This is a genomic window from Pseudomonas akapageensis, from assembly GCF_011355085.1.
Taxonomy (GTDB): domain Bacteria; phylum Pseudomonadota; class Gammaproteobacteria; order Pseudomonadales; family Pseudomonadaceae; genus Aquipseudomonas; species Aquipseudomonas akapageensis.
The window spans coordinates 1-19,303 of the sequence record NZ_VXCP01000053.1 but is presented as its reverse complement, the minus strand read 5'-3'; the positions used below and the strand labels follow the sequence as shown (position 1 = coordinate 19,303).

12 protein-coding genes and 2 pseudogenes are annotated in these 19,303 nt (G+C 54.5%); 10 read left to right on the top strand and 4 right to left on the bottom strand.

The genetic code is table 11. From position 1 onward, the window contains the following. The first annotated feature begins 419 nt into the window (after positions 1–419). A complete protein-coding gene (gene mdoH, locus F2S13_RS26305; RefSeq protein WP_166366427.1) occupies positions 420–2,894 on the top strand; it encodes a glucans biosynthesis glucosyltransferase MdoH in 2,475 nt (824 codons plus the stop codon). A 56-nt stretch (positions 2,895–2,950) separates the two neighbouring features. On the opposite strand, the gene F2S13_RS26300 is transcribed toward mdoH, so the two are convergent. Beyond that, complete coding sequence (locus tag F2S13_RS26300; protein WP_166366425.1) at positions 2,951–4,099, bottom strand: MFS transporter; 1,149 nt, start codon at positions 4,097–4,099, stop codon at positions 2,951–2,953. Positions 4,100–4,459: 360 nt separating this feature from the next. Here F2S13_RS26300 and F2S13_RS26295 point away from each other — a divergent pair, with 360 nt between their 5' ends. From F2S13_RS26295 to F2S13_RS26255, 9 genes and pseudogenes are all read left to right on the top strand, one after another. Beyond that, positions 4,460–5,926 (top strand): APC family permease, encoded by a 1,467-nt coding sequence (locus tag F2S13_RS26295; protein WP_166366423.1) that lies wholly within the window; start codon positions 4,460–4,462, stop codon positions 5,924–5,926. A 69-nt stretch (positions 5,927–5,995) separates the two neighbouring features. Next, a complete protein-coding gene (locus F2S13_RS26290) occupies positions 5,996–7,495 on the top strand; it encodes an aldehyde dehydrogenase (protein ID WP_166366421.1) in 1,500 nt (499 codons plus the stop codon). 13 nt (positions 7,496–7,508) lie between these two features. After that, positions 7,509–9,191: a choline dehydrogenase gene (locus F2S13_RS26285; RefSeq protein WP_166366419.1), complete on the top strand. Its 1,683-nt coding sequence runs from the start codon at positions 7,509–7,511 to the stop codon at positions 9,189–9,191. 61 nt (positions 9,192–9,252) lie between these two features. After that, complete coding sequence (locus tag F2S13_RS26280; protein WP_166366417.1) at positions 9,253–10,257, top strand: Ldh family oxidoreductase; 1,005 nt, start codon at positions 9,253–9,255, stop codon at positions 10,255–10,257. 75 nt (positions 10,258–10,332) lie between these two features. After that, positions 10,333–11,910: an aldehyde dehydrogenase (NADP(+)) gene (locus tag F2S13_RS26275; RefSeq protein WP_166366415.1), complete on the top strand. Its 1,578-nt coding sequence runs from the start codon at positions 10,333–10,335 to the stop codon at positions 11,908–11,910. A 277-nt stretch (positions 11,911–12,187) separates the two neighbouring features. Further along, positions 12,188–12,892, top strand: coding sequence for an FCD domain-containing protein (locus tag F2S13_RS26270; protein ID WP_166366413.1), 705 nt, complete (start codon positions 12,188–12,190; stop codon positions 12,890–12,892). A gap of 284 nt (positions 12,893–13,176) precedes the next feature. Beyond that, positions 13,177–14,280, top strand: coding sequence for a mandelate racemase/muconate lactonizing enzyme family protein (locus F2S13_RS26265; protein ID WP_166366411.1), 1,104 nt, complete (start codon positions 13,177–13,179; stop codon positions 14,278–14,280). 143 nt (positions 14,281–14,423) lie between these two features. Continuing rightward, positions 14,424–15,355: pseudogene (locus tag F2S13_RS26260) on the top strand (ABC transporter ATP-binding protein). A gap of 2 nt (positions 15,356–15,357) precedes the next feature. Next, positions 15,358–16,127, top strand: a pseudogene (locus F2S13_RS26255) (ABC transporter permease). Positions 16,128–16,360: 233 nt separating this feature from the next. Here F2S13_RS26255 and F2S13_RS26250 read toward each other — a convergent pair. From F2S13_RS26250 to F2S13_RS26240, 3 genes are all read right to left on the bottom strand, one after another. After that, positions 16,361–17,578 (bottom strand): DUF3422 domain-containing protein, encoded by a 1,218-nt coding sequence (locus tag F2S13_RS26250; RefSeq protein WP_166366489.1) that lies wholly within the window; start codon positions 17,576–17,578, stop codon positions 16,361–16,363. A 290-nt stretch (positions 17,579–17,868) separates the two neighbouring features. Next, complete coding sequence (locus F2S13_RS26245; RefSeq protein ID WP_166366409.1) at positions 17,869–18,816, bottom strand: dihydrodipicolinate synthase family protein; 948 nt, start codon at positions 18,814–18,816, stop codon at positions 17,869–17,871. Between the two features lie 270 nt (positions 18,817–19,086). Then, positions 19,087–19,303 (bottom strand): helix-turn-helix domain-containing protein (locus F2S13_RS26240; protein ID WP_166366407.1); only part of this gene is annotated, 217 nt, incomplete at its 5' end.

Below are 19,303 nucleotides of genomic sequence, written 5' to 3'. Positions count from 1 at the left end.
TGAGTGTAAATGAAGTGGTTGAATTGACGAGCTCGGTCGATAATCTCGTCAGGTAGAGCGAAACAGCTATCAAAGTTGCCACTATTGTTGCCATGCATAAACCAGCAAGCACGCATATACGCCCTTTGATGGATACTATTTCAAGAGTAAGCATGAATTTATACTCATGTGAGGTTTTCTTTTATTGTTGGCCTTTGTGTCAGGCAGACTTTTTAGAACTAAGGCAGATAGACGCAGTTGTACTTCACGCTTTTTAAATTTCTAGGTTCTGCGGGGCAGTGCGTGACCGTGATGTTGAAACGGTATCAGCTACCCACAGCAGCTGACAATGGATTGACAGCGTTATCGTATACGAAATACAATGAAATATCGGTCGATACGTGGAAGCGCGCCGATCTTCCATTACACGTGGTTCAAGCATGTCGAAAAATCAGATCAGCGATTACATTTCGAGTCTCCCGTTGCCTGAAGCGCAGCAGAGGCTTCTCGAAAAAAACTGCTCCAGTGTGGAAAACGCAAGGACGAAGCTTGATGAGGAGAAGGGACTCGAGCATTGGCTGTTGTTGGGTGATTCACCAGCAGACCAATGTGATCAGCTATTGGGTATGGATGAATGTGGTCGGATCAAGATCAAAGCTTCTCCCGCCGTAGAGCGTACCGCTCTGCTTCCGGAGCCCTGGACAACCAATGTGCTGGTGAGATTCTGGGCGCGCTTGAGAGGGCGTCCCGTTACCCCCAAGCGCCCGATTCCCTCTGTCGTCACATCGCGCTGGCAGGCTATTGGGAGCCGTCGGCGACTCGTTTTGCTGATCCTGCTGATCGTGCAGACAGTCGTTGCCGCCAAATTCATGAAGGAGGTGATGCCTTATCAGGGGTGGGGGTTGATCAACTTCAACGAAATCCTTGAACAGTCCTGGCTCGAGTCGGCGCGGCAAGTGCTTCCCTATGTGTTGCAGGGCAGCATCCTGGTGTTGTTCACCATTTTGTCTTTATGGGTATCAGCCGGTTTTTGGACAGCTTTGATGGGATTTTGGGAGTTGCTGACCAGGCGAGATCGATACTCGATCTCTGGAGCGCACCTGGATGAGGGGCCCATCGCGAAGCAGACGCGTACAGCTGTCATCATGCCCATCTGTAATGAAGAGGTTGCGCGTGTCTTCGCAGGGCTTCGAGCGACCTATGAGTCACTTGCCCGCACTGGCGAGCTGGAACAGTTCGACTTCTTCGTTCTCAGCGATACCAGCGACCCGGATATAGCAGTAGCCGAGCAGCAAGCCTGGCTCGGCCTGGTTCAAGAGCTCGGTGCTCACGGGCGTTTTTTCTACCGACGACGTCGTCGCAGGGTCAAGCGTAAAAGCGGGAACGTCGATGACTTTTGCCGTCGCTGGGGAAGTCAATACAAGTACATGTTGGGCCTGGATGCGGATAGCGTTATGACCGGGCCGTGCATCATCGGTATGGTAAAACTCATGGAGGCCAATCCAGATGCGGGCATCATCCAGACCTCTCCACGTGCTGTGGGAATGGATACGCTTTATGCCCGCGTACAGCAGTTTGCCACTCGCTTGTATGGGCCGCTGTTCACTGCGGGCCTCCATTTCTGGCAGCTAGGTGAGTCCCATTACTGGGGGCATAACGCAATCATCCGGATGAAGCCATTCATCGAGCACTGTGCTCTTGCACCGTTACCAGGCAATGGCTCGTTTGCCGGGCCGATTCTTTCCCATGACTTTGCAGAGGCTGCGCTGATGCGTCGAGCAGGGTTCGGTGTATGGATTGCATACGATCTTCCTGGCAGCTATGAGGAGCTTCCACCCAACCTGCTTGATGAGCTCAAGCGCGATCGCCGGTGGTGTCACGGGAACCTGATGAACTTCAGGCTGTTCCTGGTAAAAGGTATGCACCCGGTGCATCGGGCCGTTTTCCTCACAGGTGTCCTGTCGTATCTCTCTGCACCCCTGTGGTTTTGCTTCCTTGTGCTCTCGACGGTGCTACTGGCCACAAACACCTTGATGGAGCCTGTGTACTTCCTTAGTCCTGGACAGCTTTATCCGCTATGGCCTCAGTGGCATCCGCAGGAGGCTATCGCCCTTTTTTCCATGACTATGGTGTTGCTGTTCCTGCCTAAGGTTTTAAGCCTCATCTTGGTGTGGGTGAAGGGGGCGCAAGAGTTCGGTGGCCCTTGGAAGGTGGCGGGGAGTGTGGTGATGGAAGCCCTATTGTCTGTTCTGCTGGCGCCGGTGCGGATGGTTTATCACACCCGCTTTGTAGCTGCTGCATTCTTCGGTTGGGCCGCGAACTGGCAATCGCCGCAGCGCGATGATGACTCCACTCCCTGGAAAGAGTCATTCAAGCGGCACGCGCCTCAGGGATTGCTGGGGCTCGGCTGGACGGCGATTGTCTGTGTGTTGAATCCGGGGTTCTTGTGGTGGCTTTCGCCCATTGTGGTATCGCTCATGCTGGCTATCCCTGTCTCTGTAATCACCAGTCGTACCAGTTTGGGTCTGCAATCGCGGCAGGCGCGATGGTTCCTGATTCCAGAAGAACAAAACGTGCCTCGCGAACTTGAAGACACCTATCGGTACACTGTTGCGAACCGCGCCAGCGCGATGACCGGCGGCTTCCTGCGAGCTGTGGTCGAGCCTGTGCTGAACACTTTGGCGCAGGCAATGGCCACCAGTCGCCACAGGCATTCTGCAGCACTGGCAAGAAGCAGGGAGTCGGTGATTGCAGAAGTGGGGAAGAAAGGGCTCGATGCCTTGTCACCTCAGGCCCGCCTGAAGATCCTTGATGACCCCGTTATTCTGGCCCACCTCCACCGGGAAGTATGGCATTCCAGTGACAGTTCCTGGATCGAGAAATGGAGAAAGGTTCGCGAGGCTCGGCGCGGTTGAATCGCCGGCTGGGTTAAAGCTTGCCAGCCCCGGGGAGTGGGCTGGCGGCCGCTTGTTCATCGATTGAAAATTTGCCGACTCAGGTACGCAGCCCCCATAAGCAAGGCTGCTACGACCATGAAGGCAAAGCTCAGCGTTGTGCCGTAAGCGATGAATCCGATGAATGCAGGGCCTGTGAGGATGCCTGCATAGCCCAGCGTTGAAACAGCTGGAACGGCGAGGCTTTCTGGCATGGCTGTTTGCTTGCCGATCTGGCTGTACATCACGGGTGCAACGTTAGCGCATCCAATGCCCACCAGTGCAAACCCGATCAACGACCCGATCCAGTGAGGGACGAGAGTGCCAATCATGAGGCCCATGGCGGATGCCAGGCACCCGTAAATCACGATGGGTTCAGGCCCGAACTTGCGCACGAGTCTATCGCCTGTGAATCGGCCGGCCGTCATGGTGGCGGCAAACGCGGCATAACCGATGCCTGCATGTTCCGACGCCATGTTCTTCAGATCGACCAGGATTACTGCACTCCAGTCGAGCATGGCTCCCTCGGCCATGAAGCCTGCGAAGCACACAAGGCCAAGTAAAACCACGAATCCATGAGGCACGGCAAATGCTGGCCCTTTTGCCTCTCCAGTTTCGGTGAGGAGATTTGGCGAGGCCCAATACAGCGCGCCCAGCACAAGGGCGACGACCACTACCGTGCTGACGTATGGCCCAGTACCTAGAGCGAGAAGTGCACTAACGCAGCCAGCACCCAGGATTCCTCCCAGACTGAACAGTCCATGGAAACCCGACATCAACGTTTTGCCACTCTCACGCTCAACAATGACGGCTTGGGTATTCACAGTGCAGTCGACTGTGCCAACCCCCGCCCCGAAGCAGAAAAGCGCCACGGCAAGGCTTGGTAGCGTCGAGAAGACAGTCAGGAAGGGTAGTGAAGCACAGGCAAGGAGCGTGGCCGCGATGATGATTGGTTTGCAGCCTTTGCGAGTAACGATTGCGCCAGACAGTGGCATGGCAATGATGGAACCTGCCCCCAGACAAAGCAGCAGCAGTCCCAGTGCGCCGTCTGTTAACTCGGCTCTTGCTTTGGCATAGGGCACGAGCGGTGCCCATGCGGACATCGCGAAGCCGGCAATGAAGAAGGCCAGGCGGGTGGACTGCTGATGCTTTCGCATCGTGGTTGTATTGAGTGTGAAGGAAGTCATTGGGTTGTCTTGAGAGAGCATTGGAGCCAGCGCTGGGCGATGAATGGCGTACCAGGGAGCCATTGGTCTCCATATGCTCGTGGGGTAGAAAAGTACATGCTAGCGCCTCCGGCGAAAGGGATGGTACGGATCTCGAGATTCAGACAGAACTGTTGCAAGGAAGTTTTTTCTGTAGTAAATATATCGTATACCAAATTGGTACAGGGTAATCCTTCCACAGAAGGGAAAAGGATTTGCTGCGTATGCTGGGGAAACCCAGGGGATGCGTATGTTTTTAAATTGCCAGAATCGTATACAATATAAAGATTCTCGGCGCCGATGCTTTTTTAGCTGCCAACAAGAATAAAGGAAGCTGAAACTATGAGTCATACACAGGAACACGTGTTGCGCTCCGCCCAAGCCGGAAGCAACCACGGCTTGAAGCAAAATACGCTGGGCGTCACTTCGATCGCTTGCTACATCATCGCTGCAGCTTCGCCATTGACTGGGGTGATAGCCATTGTCCCAATCATGCTCAGCATAGGTAGTGGTGTGGGATCTCCAGCTGCGTTCATCCTCGCGGCGTCAATTCTGATGCTCTTCGCCGTTGGTTACGTTGCCATGTCGAGGCATGTGAGTAACGCTGGTGCACTCTATGCCTATGTGACATTGGGCATGGGGCAACTGGCAGGGCTTGGTACCGCCGCGCTGACGATTTTCTCATATACGGCGATCCAGGTCGGCTTGTACGGAGGATTCGGTTTTTACGCCGCTGAGCTGATTGCACAGACCACGGGTGCAAGTGTTCCCTGGTGGTTGTGCTCTGCTGTCGCGTCGCTGGCTTGCTTGTATCTGGGTGTCAGTGGTGTCCACTCCGGTGCCAAGGTGCTTGGTTGCTTGATGACATTTGAGTGCTTGCTGCTGCTGGTGTTGGGTGGAGGGATGATCTTCAATAGTCCTGAGGGGGCAGAGATCACGATGGCACCCTTTGCACCCTCCGCACTGCTGAATCCTGGCTTGGGTGTGGCGTTGATGTTCGCCTGCGCGACCTTCATCGGCTTTGAGGGCAGCGCCATCTACAGTGAAGAGGCTCGCGACCCACAACGTACGATTCCTCGCGCTACGTACTTCTCCGTTCTATTCATGGCTGCGATTTACAGCGGCGTCACCTGGCTGATCATCTGCACCCTGGGTACAGATAAGGCTGTTGATATCGCCACCAAGGAATCTGGGAACCTTGTGTTCCGCGTCAGCGACTTGGTATTGGGGGGGTGGGCTACCAGTTTCTTCAACGTCTTCATCGTGACAGCAATCTTCGCGGCGCTGGTGACCTTCCACAACAACATTGCACGCTATCTTTACTCTCTTGGTCGCCAGAACCTTGTCTGGGCGCCGCTGGGGTATACCGGTCGCAAAGCGCAAACTCCATATGTTGCGTCCATCGTGCAAACCATCAGTGCGATGTTGTGTGTGGCGTTCTTCGCGATCATGAAGCTCGATCCGTACAACGTCTTGTTTGCAAGCATGACGGGCATGGGGTCGATTGGGATCATCCTGGCTCAGACCATCGCCGCCGTTGGCATCTTTGTCTTCTTCCGTCGTACCAAATGTGATCGTCGTCTGTGGAATGCCTTCCTGGCACCGCTGACTGCCGTGGTCGGCCTCTGTGTCTTCCTTTACTACGCGTTGAGTAGTGTGGAACTCCTTCTGGGGCTTACCGGAATCTGGGCGCAATTGCTGACAGCCCTCGTGTTCATCGTCTTTGCAATGGGGTGGCTGTACGGCTTCTACGTCAAGAAAGTCCAGCCCGCGAAATATGCACGAATCAAATCGGTTCTGTGCGAATAGCCAGCGTAATCAATGCCACCGAGCCTTGCTCGGTGGAACAGTCAAAAGATTTAGCAATGAGGAAATAACATGACCAACAGTATTCGTCCGAACTTTGCCGAGCTGGCAAAATCGCAGAAATTCCAGACCAAGGCCTTCATCGATGGAAAGTTTGTAGACTCGATCAGCGGTAAGACCTTTACGACGGTCAACCCGGCCAATGGCCGCGTCATCACCTCCATTGCTGAGTGTGACAAGCAGGATGTTGAAGTTGCGGTTGCTGCGGCTAAAGCTGCTTTTGAAGATCGTCGCTGGGCCGGGTTGGCGCCCAAGGAGCGCAAACGCGCACTGTTACGCCTGGCTGACCTGGTAGAAAAGCATTCTCAAGAGCTTGCCCTGATCGAGAGTCTCGATAACGGCAAACCTGTCGATGACGCTTTGGCGGCCGATCTTCCTGATGCTGTCGAGACCATCCGCTGGCATGCTGAAGCCATCGACAAACTGTATGACCAGAGTTCTCCTACCCCGGGCGATCTCGTATCCCTGGTTGTGCGCGAGCCGATTGGTGTAGTTGGCGCGGTGATTCCCTGGAACTTCCCGTTGGCAATTCTCGCAATGAAGACCGCCCCTGCATTGGCAGGCGGGAACTCTATCATCGTCAAGCCTGCCGAGCAGACCACGCTGAGCGCATTGCGTTTTGCAGAGCTGGTGGCTGAAGCGGGCATTCCTGATGGTGTCTTCAATATTGTCACGGGCTTCGGTGAGACCGTGGGTCAAGCGCTGGGTCGTCACCCGGATGTCGAGTGCCTGACTTTCACCGGTTCGACCGAAGTAGGTCGGTACTTCCTGAAATACTCGGCTGAATCCAACCTCAAAAAAGTGATCCTGGAACTGGGTGGCAAAAGCCCTGCCATTGTCATGGACGATGTGGATGATCTGCAGCCAATCGTTGAGCAACTGGCCATTGGCATTCTTTTCAGCCAGGGCGAAAACTGCAGCGCCGGCTCGCGCCTGCTGGTGCACGAGAAGATCAAGGGTCGCTTGATTGAAGCTGTGATCGAGCACTTCAAATCCTGGACTGTTGGTGATCCACTGGTGGAAGGCACTCGCATCGGGGCATTGATTGACGATAAGCACATGAACAACATTCTGGGCTACATCAAGTCAGGTGTAGAGGAGGGTGGTCGTCTCATTCTCGGCGGGAACCAGGTTCGCCAGGAAACCGGTGGCTACTACATCGAGCCAACCATTTTCGACGATGTCAGCAATAAGATGACCATCGCTCAGGAAGAGATCTTTGGCCCAGTCTTGTCGGTCATTACATTCAAGACCGTCGAAGAAGCCATCGAAATTGCCAACGACTCTCCATACGGCCTGGCTGCTTCCCTCTACACCAACAATTTGCATACCGCGCACAAAGTTTCACGGGCTATCCGCGCCGGTACCGTTTCGGTCAATTGCTTCTCTGAAGGTGATCAATCGGTTCCATTCGGCGGCTTCAAGCAGTCTGGCTTTGGTGGTCGAGAAAAATCGTTCATGGCACATGACCAGTACTCCGAGGTCAAGACGATCTGGATCCAGCTGAAGTAATGAGGCATTGGAAATGAGCAATAGCGAATTCGATTACATTGTTGTCGGTGCTGGTTCGGCAGGCTGCGTTGTGGCAAACCGTCTCAGTGCAGACGGCCAAACACGGGTTCTTCTCCTGGAAGCAGGCCCAAGTCACAACAGCGTGATTCTGAAAATGCCAGCGGCCCTGGGCCTGCCACTTGAAAGTACCCGATTCAACTGGGGCTTCAAGAGCGAACCTGAGCCTGGCCTCAATGGTAATCGCAGTGACCAGCACCGCGGTCGCGTTCTGGGTGGATCATCATCCATCAATGGAATGGTTTTCGTCCGTGGTAACCCACTGGACTTCGACAGTTGGGCCGAAGCATCGCTACCGAACTGGTCGTATAGCCACTGTTTGCCCTACTTCAAGAAGATGGAGACGTTCGAGGGGGGCGCCGATAAGTTCCGGGGCGGGACAGGGCCTCTGCATGTGCACAAGTGCAAAGCCGACAACCCGCTGTACCAGGCTTTCCTGGGGGCTGGTCAGGACTACGGTCTACGCCTCAACGCTGACCAGAACGGTGAGCGGCAGGAGGGTGTGAACGTTGCCCAGGCATCCACCTACAAGGGCGAGCGTTGGAGCACTGCGCGTGGTTATCTGGATTCCGCCAGGGAGCGCAACAACCTTGTTGTGAAAAGTGGCGCGTTCGTTACCGGGCTGGTGTTTTCGGGCAAGACCGCTGTTGGCGTGAAGTACGAGATCAACGGCGTTGAGCAAGTGGCTCATGTAACTCGCGAAGTGATTTTGAGTGCCGGCGCCTTCGGTTCGCCGCAGCTGCTTCTCTTAGCAGGCATCGGTGATCAGAAGGAACTGAAAGGTCTGGGCATCGACGTTCGCCACCATCTGCCAGGTGTGGGCAAGGGCCTGCAGGATCACGTAGCAGTCGCGATCCAATATTCGACGCCGAAGCAGGGTGTTTCCCCGACCCGTGAGTTGTCGCCGCTGGGCCGGTTGTTTGTGGGCGCTCGTTGGTTAGCTACCCACGGCGGCCTCGGTGGATCGAACTACTTCGAGGTTGGGGCGTTCTTCCGCGGCAATGACAATGTCGAGTACACGAACCTGCAGCACGAGTTCTTCCCGATGGTGGGCGAGTTTTATCGTGGGAAAGCGCGGATCACCCCGGGCTTCCAGTATTTCACTAGCGTGATGCGCCCAGCGAGCCGAGGTAGTGTCACCTTGGCTTCGAAAGATCCCAAAGCGGCGCCGGTAATTCGCCTGAACTTCCTGACTGCTCCTGGTGACCTGGAACAGTTGCGCGAAGGCTTGCGCAAAACTCGTGAAATGATCGCCCAGCGTTCTTGGGACGAGTTGCGTGGTGAAGAGATCAGTCCGGGTAAGCATATTCAGTCGGATGCCGAGCTTGAGCAGTGGATTCGGAACAACGCCGGTACCGGTTATCACGCTTGTGCGACCTGCCGCATGGGGGTCGATGAAATGTCTGTGGTTGACCAGGACGGTCGAGTGTATGGGGTCGAGAATCTGCGCGTCGTCGACGCTTCGGTCTTCCCGGCTCTGACGACGGGTAACACCAATGCGCCGACGATCATGCTGGCTGAAAAGCTGTCTGACCACATCCTCGGGAAGATGGCTGCTCCAATGAACGTTTCGGCTTTCAGAGAGGCAGTGGCGCCTTCGGTGCAAAAGCTGGATATGCCTGCGGGCATGCCTCACTAACCTTGAAGAAGGCTCGGTAGCGAGGGCTTCGCTGCCGAGCACTGAATGGAGGTAACACCTGGTGGCCCGTCTTGCTTTAAGTGAAGTCGCAGTTCTTGCTCAGTCCGTGCTCAGGAAGCATGGATTCAGTGAGCAGCAGGCTGTTGCAGTCGCTCGAACAATGGTGTGCGGAGAGCGCGATGAGTGCACCTCTCATGGTGTTTACCGTCTGCTGGTTTGTATTTCCACACTCAAGTCGGGGAAGGTGAATCCGACTGCCGTGCCCGTTGTTCACGACCACGCCCCGAGCATTGTGCGCGTTGACGCCAAAGGCGGCTTTTCTCAACTGGCCTTTGAGCGTGGGTTGACGCTGCTTGAGCAGAAGGCGAGCTCTAATGGCCTGGCAGCATTGGTGATCAACCACTGCGTCCATTTCTCTGCGCTGTGGGTTGAGATCGAGGCGATCACTGACCTCGGCCTGGTCGCGCTGGCCTGTAATCCAAGCCATGCGTGGGTGGCTCCTGAAGGAGGTCGCGGCCCCGTTTTCGGCACCAACCCAATTGCGTTTGGCTGGCCGCGTCAGGGCCGGGATCCTTTCGTGTTCGATATGGCCACGAGTGCAATTGCTCGGGGTGATATCGAGCTTCACCGACGTGCGGGAAAGCCCGTGCCCTTAGGTTGGGGAGTTTCGCCAGAGGGCGAGCCTACCACCTCGGCACAGGAGATCCTTGATGGCGCAATGCTCACCTTTGGCGGCCACAAAGGCTCTGCATTGGCAGCAATGATCGAGTTGCTGGCCGGGCCGCTGATTGGCGATCTGACTAGCGCTGAATCCCTCGACCACGATGCCGGAACCAAATCCTCTCCTTACCACGGAGAGCTGATTCTCGCATTCGATCCGAAGCGTTTCCTTGGAAGTAGCTTCGAGCACTACATGCAAAGTGCGGAAAATCTTTTCAACAACATCGAAAGCCAAGGTTCGCGTTTGCCTTCAACAAGAAGGTACGAGGCGCGAAGTCGCACCTTGGAGAACGGCGTCGAGATCAACGACGAGCTGTTAGACGAATTGAGAGCGCTCCTTGACTGATAACGCGACGGCTCGCGTTTTCTGAGCAGCTCGTAAAGACACTCTTACGATCAATAGCGCCTAGAGGAAGATCTAATGACTGCTATTTTGGGTAAAAACTTCATCGCTGGTGGTCGATCCGCAAGCGGCAGTAAAACTCTCCAGAGCCTCAACGCCAGTACAGGAGAGGAATTGCCCTACACGTTCTGGCAGGCAACTCCTGAAGAGGTCGAACAAGCATGTGTGGCCGCTGTGCAAGCATCACAAATTTTCCGGACGACCTCGGCTGAGAAACGGGCTGAGTTCCTGGATGCGGTAGCGTCTGAAATCGATGCGCTTGGCCAGGATTTCGTTGAGACCGTGTGCGCCGAAACGGCACTGCCGTCTGCGCGTATCCAAGGTGAGCAGAAGCGTACTACCGGCCAACTGCGCCTGTTTGCGCAAGTACTGCGTCGTGGCGATTTCTATGGTGCGCGTATCGACACCGCTATGCCTGACCGCCAACCGCTGCCCCGGCCCGATCTGCGACAGTACAAGATTGGTGTCGGCCCTGTCGCCGTTTTCGGTGCCAGCAATTTCCCTCTGGCATTCTCGACTGCTGGCGGTGATACCGCGTCGGCATTCGCTGCTGGCTGCCCAGTCGTGTTCAAGGCTCACAGCGGTCACATGGCAACTTCGGAGTTCGTTGCTAACGCCATCAGTCGTGCGATTGAAAAGGTCGGTTTGCCGGTTGGCGTATTCAGCATGATTTACGGTGCTGGAGTTGGTGAGTTGCTGGTTAAACATCCTCAGATCAAGGCAGTCGGTTTCACAGGCTCCCTCAAGGGCGGTCGCGCACTCTGCGATATGGCCGCGGCACGTAAGGAACCAATTCCTGTCTTCGCTGAGATGTCCAGCATTAACCCAGTGATAGTACTTCCTCGTGCTGCAAAAGCACGTGGCGCAGCCATCGCGGCTCAAGTGGCGGACTCAATCGTCATGGGTTGCGGTCAGTTCTGTACCAATCCTGGTCTGGTCATCGGCCTGCAATCGCCCGAATTTGCTCAGCTGACCGCTGAGCTGGCCAAAGCCATCGAAGCAAAACCTGCCCAGACGATGCTGAATGCCGGCACTCTGCGCAGCTATCAAAACGGTTCGGCCCACCTGAAGTCGACGCCGGGCATTGAAGCTTTGGTTAATGGGGAGGAGGGCGCCCAGGCTCCTGCTCAACTGTTCGCTGCTGATCAGCGCCTGCTGATTGACGGCGAAGAAATCCTGCAGGAAGAAGTGTTTGGCCCCGCGTCCATCGTTGTAGCCGTTGATAGCAAGGCATCGCTTACTCGTGCACTGCAAGCTATTCAGGGGCAGCTGACTGTGACATTTATTGCTGAAGGGGATGACCTGGTTGAGTTTGCAGAGCTAATCCCGTTGATCGAGACTAAGGCTGGTCGTCTTTTGGTGAACGGGTACCCGACCGGAGTGGAGGTGGCAGACAGCATGGTTCACGGCGGCCCGTACCCAGCGACCTCAGATTCCCGAGGTACTTCGGTGGGCACGCTCTCCATTGATCGCTGGTTGCGTCCGGTCTGCTACCAAAACTTCCCGGACGAAGCGTTGCCTGACCCAATCAAGCGCGCCAACCCCTTGGGGATTAAGCGTTTGGTAAACGGTCAACTGACTAGCGAGCAAGCTTAATCTGTCGGATGAACTGCCTCAGTTCTGCTGGGGCTTTTTCATTTCAGCAGAAGCAAGCACGCCACTGAGTAAGTTTCATTGAGACGGCAACTAAAGCCGAAGCCTCGGCCAGTAAAAATAAGGATATACAAATGAGCAGCATTCGCCTCCGCGCTACCTCCTCCGCCTCGCTGAACCTATGCCTCGTGGCTGAACCACCATTGTTCGATCGGCAGGCTATGGCGCTTACAAGTGGATTTCGTATAAAATATTCGAAGCCAGCCAGGAGGATGAATCCGTGTCTCTTTTCTTAAAAAATGTTCCTAACTTAGGCATCGCGCCTACTAGTTCGGAGATTATTTTGAAGCATCTTCGTGATGCAATCATTAAGGGAGAGCTGCCTGAGGATGAACCTATCCGTCAGGATGAGATCGCCAAAGTGTTCAATGTGAGCAAAATTCCGGTTCGCGAGGCCTTGAAACGTCTCGAATCCGAAGGGCTTGTTGAGTTCCACCGTAACCGGGGGGCTTTGGTTACCCGGATCAGCGATTTTGAGCTCGCCCAAGTCTGTGAGGTTCGTGTCCTGCTTGAGGTTCAGATCATCAAGCAAGCCATCCCTCATCTCACTGAAAGCCATTTTGCCAAGGCTGAAGCTGTTCTTGACGAGTTTCTTGTCTTGGAAGACACCGCCAGGTGGGCGGAGCTGAATTGGGCATTTCATGCTGCCTTGTATGAAGCTGCCCAGCGGCCATTCTTGTTCAACATGATCCGCTCGATCCATGACAAGATCGAGCGATATCTGCGGCTTCAGATCGAAAAGTCCGAGGATGGCAAGAAGATCGCTGATGAAGAGCATCGCGCTATTCTTGAAGCCTGTCGCATTGGGGATGAGGAACTTGCCGCTCGCTTGATGGAACAACACATTCACCAAGTATGCGACAAGCTTTTGGCTCTGCTCCCCAAGGCGGACTATTCTGGCACCTTCAGCAAAATGACTTTGTGATCTTTCGAGGCAACCCTGATAGCTAGCTGTGCTATGTACTAGGGTTGCGCTGGAGGCAGTGCTTGCAGGTTTTCTGCGCGGCTCCCAGCCACGGATTGTGCTCCCCCCACCATAGCTCGTTCCGACTCAACGGTGTTGCCAGCCATCGAATCATAATGTAGCGTATACGAAATACTAATTTCGGCTAATGCTTCAAGTGATGCGAAAGTACCGAGCAGCCCAGTCAGGCGCTTCCGGAACATTCCTGGTAGTCAATAAACGCCTCCAATAGCAGGAGAGAATCAATGAAAATCGTGGCAGTTGATGTCTTTAACTATGAAGTGGGTTACGCGCACGGCACTTACATCATGTCCGGCGATCGCACCGCGAGCACTGAAGACGGTACCGTTGTACGAGTACGTACAGATGAAGGGATCGATGGTTGGGGTGAGATTACTACGCTGGGCAAGGTATACCTGCCTGTATTCCCAGAGGGTATTCGCACTGCCTTGAAGGATCTTGGCGAAGCGCTCATTGGTGTTGATCCTACCAATATTCTTAAGGTCAACCGGGTGATGAACGCCACTCTGATGGGGCAGGAATTCGCCAAGAGTGCGATCGACATCGCTTGCTGGGACATTCTGGGTAAATCGCTGAACAAGCCAATCTCTGCACTGCTGGGTGGCGTGATCAACGAGCGATTCCCGATTTACGAAGCTGTTCCTCTGGGTACCCCCGAGTCTATGGCCGAGTTCATCAAAGAGCGCCGCGCTTCCGGTATCAACCGATTCCAGCTAAAGGTTGGTAACAACCCGTTCGAAGACGTCGCTCGTACCCGCGCCAGCGTCGAAGCAGGGGATGATCAAACCGTAATCGTCGCGGATTCCAATGGCGGTTGGTCGCTGGCAAGCGCTAAGTTGGCTATCCAGGGCATGGCCGGTCTTCCTGTTTACGTTGAGCAGCCTTGCCGTAGCACTATCGATTGCATCCTCGCAGCTCGTGGATCGAGTCTGCCGCTGGTTCTAGACGAGTCCATCACCAGCCATGACGAGGTTTATCGTGCGAAGTACGAGGCTAACGCGGTCTCGGTAAACATCAAGTTCGGCAAGCTGGGCGGCCTTACAAACCTGGTTCGTGCACGTGACCTTCTCCAGGATCTCAATATGGCGGTCTCGGTAGAAGACATGTGGGGGGGGGACATCATCACTGCGGCTACTAGCCACGTTGCGGCCACCACGCGACCAGAGAGCTTGCTCATGACGCCGTTCTTCAACGATTGGACTGATGGCCACCTGGCCAACTATCAGCCACGCTCTCAAGCAGGTTTCGGTAGCGCCCCTACTGGCCCAGGTTTGGGTATCGAAGTTGATACTCAAAAGCTTGGTGGGCCTCTTTTCAGCATCAAGTAAAGCTGTAGTTGGAGTAAACAATTCTCTTTTGTGGTATCTGCACTACTTCTCTTCAAGTTTTGCTATTTGCCACGTTTGGGGGTCGCTAAAGCGGCCCCTTTTTTATATTTTTTCGCCCGAGTGAGGGGTGGTGAGGATGAGTTATGGAGCAGGCTATATCTATCAAGGGGTTAACAAAGTTCTATGATAATGGTTTTCACGCGTTGCGAGGAGTGGATTTAGATGTTGCAGAGGGGGATTTTTTGCCCTTTTGGGAGCTAATGGAGCGGGTAAGTCCACAACGATTGGGGTTTTGTCGACACTGGTGAATAAGACATCTGGGGAAGTTTCCGTATTTGGTAATGATCTAGATGCTGATCCTGCCGCGGTAAAGCGCTGCCTCGGTATTGTTCCGCAAGAGTTCAATTTCAATCACTTTGAAAAAGTTTTCAACATTGTTGTAACGCAGGCGGGTTATTACGGTATACCGGCAAAGATCGCCAAGGAAAGGGCTGAGCAGTATCTGACCCAGCTTGGCCTTTGGGACAAGCGTTGGTCACCGTCCAGGCAATTATCGGGGGGTATGAAGCGCCGGTTGATGATCGCCCGGGCTTTGGTTCATCAGCCTCGCGTCCTGATTCTGGATGAGCCCACTGCAGGTGTTGATATTGAGCTGCGACGTTTAATGTGGGACTTCTTATCAGAGCTGAACCGACAGGGAGTGACTATTGTCCTGACTACTCACTATCTCGAAGAGGCGGAACAGCTATGCCGTCATGTTGGGATCATCGATGCTGGGCGGGTCATTGAAAAAACCAGTGTAAAGAGCCTTCTCCAGAGGCTTGATAAAGAAACCTTTTTGCTTGATGTGAAAGATCCTTTGAAAGTTCATCCTATACTTTGAGATTTCTCCGTTACTTTGGTGGACGAGGGCAGGCTCGAGGTGCAAGTGGAGCGGGGCAAAGGGTTTACAAAGTTGCTAAAGCAACTAGCAGATTCTGGGGTTGAAGTGTTGAGCCTTCGTGGCAAGAGTAATCGTCTGGAGCAGTTATTCTTATCCAGTGTGGACAGTAGTTCGCGGAGTGCTGCAGGTTGAAAATGTTACTGTGTGATAGGGTCGCCCTTCGAACCATCGTTTACCGTGAAATACATCGTTTCATGAGAATTTGGCCTCAAACGCTTTTGCCCCCATCCATAACAATGACGCTTTATTTTGTGATTTTTGGGCACCTGATTGGCCGGCAAATTGGACAGATGTCTGGTTTCAACTATATGGAATTCATCGTGCCTGGGCTGGTGATGATGGCCGTTATTACAAACTCCTATAACAATGTGGTGGCCAGTTTCTATGGGGCAAAATTCCATCGGTCGATTGAGGAAATGCTCGTTTCTCCCGTGCTCCCGCATACGATCGTTCTGGGGTATGCCATCGGTGGAGTGATTCGTGGACTGATCGTCGGGCTGATTGTGATCGGGGTATCCCTGTTCTTCACTCAGCTTTCAATTGAGCATATAGGGTCACTTTCGTGGTAATGCTACTCACGACAGCAATATTCTCGCTATGCGGTTTCATCAATGCAGTATTCGCCCGGAATTTTGATGATGTATCAATCATACCTACCTTTGTACTGACGCCGCTGACCTATCTGGGAGGAGTGTTCTATTCCATCGACCTCTTGCCCCCGTTCTGGAAGGCTGTATCGATGGTGAATCCCATCTTGCACATGGTCAGTGCATTCCGGTACGGGATTTTGGGCGTTTCTGAGGTCAACATCGCTTTGGCGCTGGCCCTCATGGTTATCACCGCTGTGCTTCTGTACCTCTACTGCGTAAACCTCTTGGTGGACGGTCGCCGCATCCGCGGTTGAGAAACTGCTCGCGCCGCATCCGCCCAGCTTACGTCGAGGCGTAGGTTTTCATTTTCAGCGGCAAGTCGAATGCTACAGGAGCGATCTACCCCCGAGTTTAAGCGCGAAGCGGCTAGTCTGATGCTCGATCAAGGCTACAGCCTCAACGAAATCTGTCCGCTTGATTGGGCTGATTGTATCGGCTCTGCGTCGATGGGTACCAGCTTCAGGAAGAGCGAAAAGAGCTCGGGGTATCAGTGCTCTTTAGCTTTCTTAATCCTGATCAATATTAGTGCAAGGATAGCGAGGGCCAAAGGTGTCATGGCCAGCGTCGCTTCCCGCGGAGTAATGTCGGCGCCGAGCAAGTGCATACCCGAGTAGACCAGCTTAAGCAGGTTCAGCAGGTAGTAAGTGATAGCGATAATCGACAGGCCCTCGACAGCGCGCTGAATTTTGATCTGAGCATCGGCGCGGGCATTCAGGCTTTTGAGGATTTCCGAGTTCTGTTCTTCCATTTCCACCTGAACCCGGGCCTGCAACAGGTCGCCCAGATTGGCCACGCTTTTTGCCAAGTGTTCTAAGCGTTTCTCAGTAGCGGCGCAGTACCTGACGGTAGGCTTGAAGCGACGTTCGATAAACATTCCGAGGCGCTGGCAATCTCCTACATGACTTTCACGCAGCTCACCAAGACGCTCGAACACCAACTGGGCATAGGCTTGAGTGGCACTGAAGCGGTGGCGGTTTTTTGCGGTGCTGCTGACCACCTGGGCCGAGAGGCTGGAGATATCCGTCAACAGCGCTTTTGCATCGCCACTGTTGGTATTGGCGTTGCGCTCGGAGAGGGTGACCAGAGTCTTGTCGAAGACATTGAGTTGTGCGCTCAAAGTCTTGGCAGTGGTTAAGGAAAGCGACGCCATCATCCGATAGGTCTCGATTTCCAACAGGCGGCGGATCATCCGCCCCTGACGGTAGGCGTTTAGACGCCGATTAATGAATAGCAAACGGTTGCTGCCGTCTTCGCTGAGGCGAAAATCGCTCCAGACCAACGCATCGCCGTCGCCCACGCAAGAGCCACAGGGATCCTTAAAACCGTAGCGGGCGAGGTCTAGGCCGGCTTCCCCCCGTACCACGATCTGCACCGCGTTGATCAGCTGGGATCGGTGCGCCTCGACCTTTTTCGCCAGTACTTCAGGCAATGATGTCCAGAACGGATCGTCATTGGTCGAGTCGACCACGAGGGTCAGGGTGAAGAACTCGGCGTGGCGTTCCCACTTCAGTGGATGGCCGTCCAGTTGAGTAATGCCTTGGGCTGCATGAGGGTCGAGTGGAATAGAGCAGCAGCGTTCCAGCAGCGTACTGCACTCCAGGTGGCTGCCAAGAAAGGCGAGGTGAAACACATGGGCAGGCTCGTTGAAATACAATGACGGGCGCGCGTGGAGTTCATTGTGAAGGTCTTTTCTTTGCGGGTGCATGCTGTTAAAGCCACGATGGCATTGTTTTTGGTGCGTCTGATATCCATGAATACTGCCCCCTAGGTTCGCTTCAAAAAGAGAGATGAATGCGTGCGGGGGCAGGGCGCCAGCGTGCATTTTTGCACGCTGGTCATGGCCATTTTGGAGCTCTGGTTGGAGATCCATGACACCGCGGCTTACCTGCGATGCGCGTCCTTGGCCGGCTCATGGTGAGCGGTAGGACAACAAGAAGTATTAAGACGAGGCGGCGGCTTGTGACCGCCGCTTCGTTTGAACTGAACTAGCCTGAATTAAGCTTTATTCAGATTCACCGACCAGTTGCCGTACCACTCTTTGAACAGGCTGTACTGGGTTTCAGCGTAACGACGCTGGGACTCGCTCAGTACGTCGGTTTCGTTGAAGTGCAGGGTGTATTCCTTGTCGCCGTTCAGCACCATCAGATACTTGTAGTACAGAACCAGGTCGGTGCCTTCGTCGAAGGAGGACAGCACTTGCAGTGCGGACGAAAGCTCTTGGGCTTGGCGGCGAGAAACAGCGTCACCTTTCGCGGCTTTCTTGCTGAGGTCGACCAGATGCAGGACTTCTTTCGGAAGGGCGTTGCCAATACCGGTAATGGCACCGGTTGCGCCGCAGTTCACGAAACCGTGGACGACCTGAGTATCAACGCCAGCCATCAAGATGACTTCTTCGTCTTGCGAAGTAATGTGCTCAGCAGCGTAACGCATGTCTTCTGCACCACCGAATTCCTTGAAGCCGATCAGGTTCGGGAATTTGCGGCGCAGCTTGAAGAACAGATCAGCGCGGGTGGCGAAGCCGTAGTACGGGCTGTTGTAGATTACGGCCGGCAGGTTCGGTGCAGCTTCCAGGATGGCAGCGAAGTGAGCTTCTTGAGCTGCGGGCGATGCACCTCGAGACAGAACCCGGGGGATAACCATCAAGCCGTGGGCGCCGACTTTCGCAGCATGGGCTGCGTGGGAAATGGCTTCTTTACTGTTTACAGCGCCGGTACCAACGATTGTTGGTACGCCGGCGGTAACCAGGCGTGCTACGCCTTCTTGACGCTCAGCTTCGGTCAGCAGTGGCCAATCACCCATAGAGCCGCAATATACCACAGCGCTCATGCCAGCCTGAATCAGCTCCTTGCCCTTGCGAACCAGCGCGTCGAAGTCTGGTTTGCGATCTGCAGTGCAGGGGGTCATGAGGGCAGGGATGGTGCCGGTGAAGATGTTATCGCTCATTGTTTTTCCTCGAACATTCTTTCAGGTCAGTGTCGGAATAGGCGTGGGGGCCTGATTCGCAGCATCTCAAGGCTCAGAAGGCACACTTCAGGCGAAGCTAAAGCGCTCAGAGGCTCGTTGATCCGGAGCGGCGAGGGGAGCTGATGGAAGAGGTACACCAGCTTACCGAATCGTCGTCCACGTATATGTTATACGATCTACGATGCCGGAAGTAAAGCTCGACATTCCAGCATTTGCTCGAATGGCTGATTTTTTTCGGGAGCGAAGAGATTAGGCGTTGGTGACTTGGCGATACTGAAGCGGGGTAAAGCCTGTTAAGGCCTTGAACTGGCGGCTAAATGCGCTGTGATCGGTGTATCCGACGCTGGCGGCAACGTCAGTTATCGGGCTGTTGCTCGTTAGGAGCTGTGCGGCCCGTTCGGCTCTGGCCCGAAGCAACATCTGCCGGGGGGTGAGGCTGAAAATCCGTGAACGAGCCCCATGAAAG

Bases quoted from the DNA above. Each gene is read 5' to 3' on its own strand.
- F2S13_RS26295 (WP_166366423.1), top strand. From the start codon at position 4,460: ATGAGTCATACACAGGAACACGTGTTGCGCTCCGCCCAAGCCGGAAGC.
- F2S13_RS26265 (WP_166366411.1), top strand. From the start codon at position 13,177: ATGAAAATCGTGGCAGTTGATGTCTTTAACTATGAAGTGGGTTACGCG.
- F2S13_RS26300 (WP_166366425.1), bottom strand. From the start codon at position 4,099: ATGACTTCCTTCACACTCAATACAACCACGATGCGAAAGCATCAGCAG.
- F2S13_RS26275 (WP_166366415.1), top strand. From the start codon at position 10,333: ATGACTGCTATTTTGGGTAAAAACTTCATCGCTGGTGGTCGATCCGCA.
- F2S13_RS26285 (WP_166366419.1), top strand. From the start codon at position 7,509: ATGAGCAATAGCGAATTCGATTACATTGTTGTCGGTGCTGGTTCGGCA.
- F2S13_RS26245 (WP_166366409.1), bottom strand. From the start codon at position 18,816: ATGAGCGATAACATCTTCACCGGCACCATCCCTGCCCTCATGACCCCC.
- F2S13_RS26290 (WP_166366421.1), top strand. From the start codon at position 5,996: ATGACCAACAGTATTCGTCCGAACTTTGCCGAGCTGGCAAAATCGCAG.
- mdoH (WP_166366427.1), top strand. From the start codon at position 420: ATGTCGAAAAATCAGATCAGCGATTACATTTCGAGTCTCCCGTTGCCT.
- F2S13_RS26250 (WP_166366489.1), bottom strand. From the start codon at position 17,578: ATGCACCCGCAAAGAAAAGACCTTCACAATGAACTCCACGCGCGCCCG.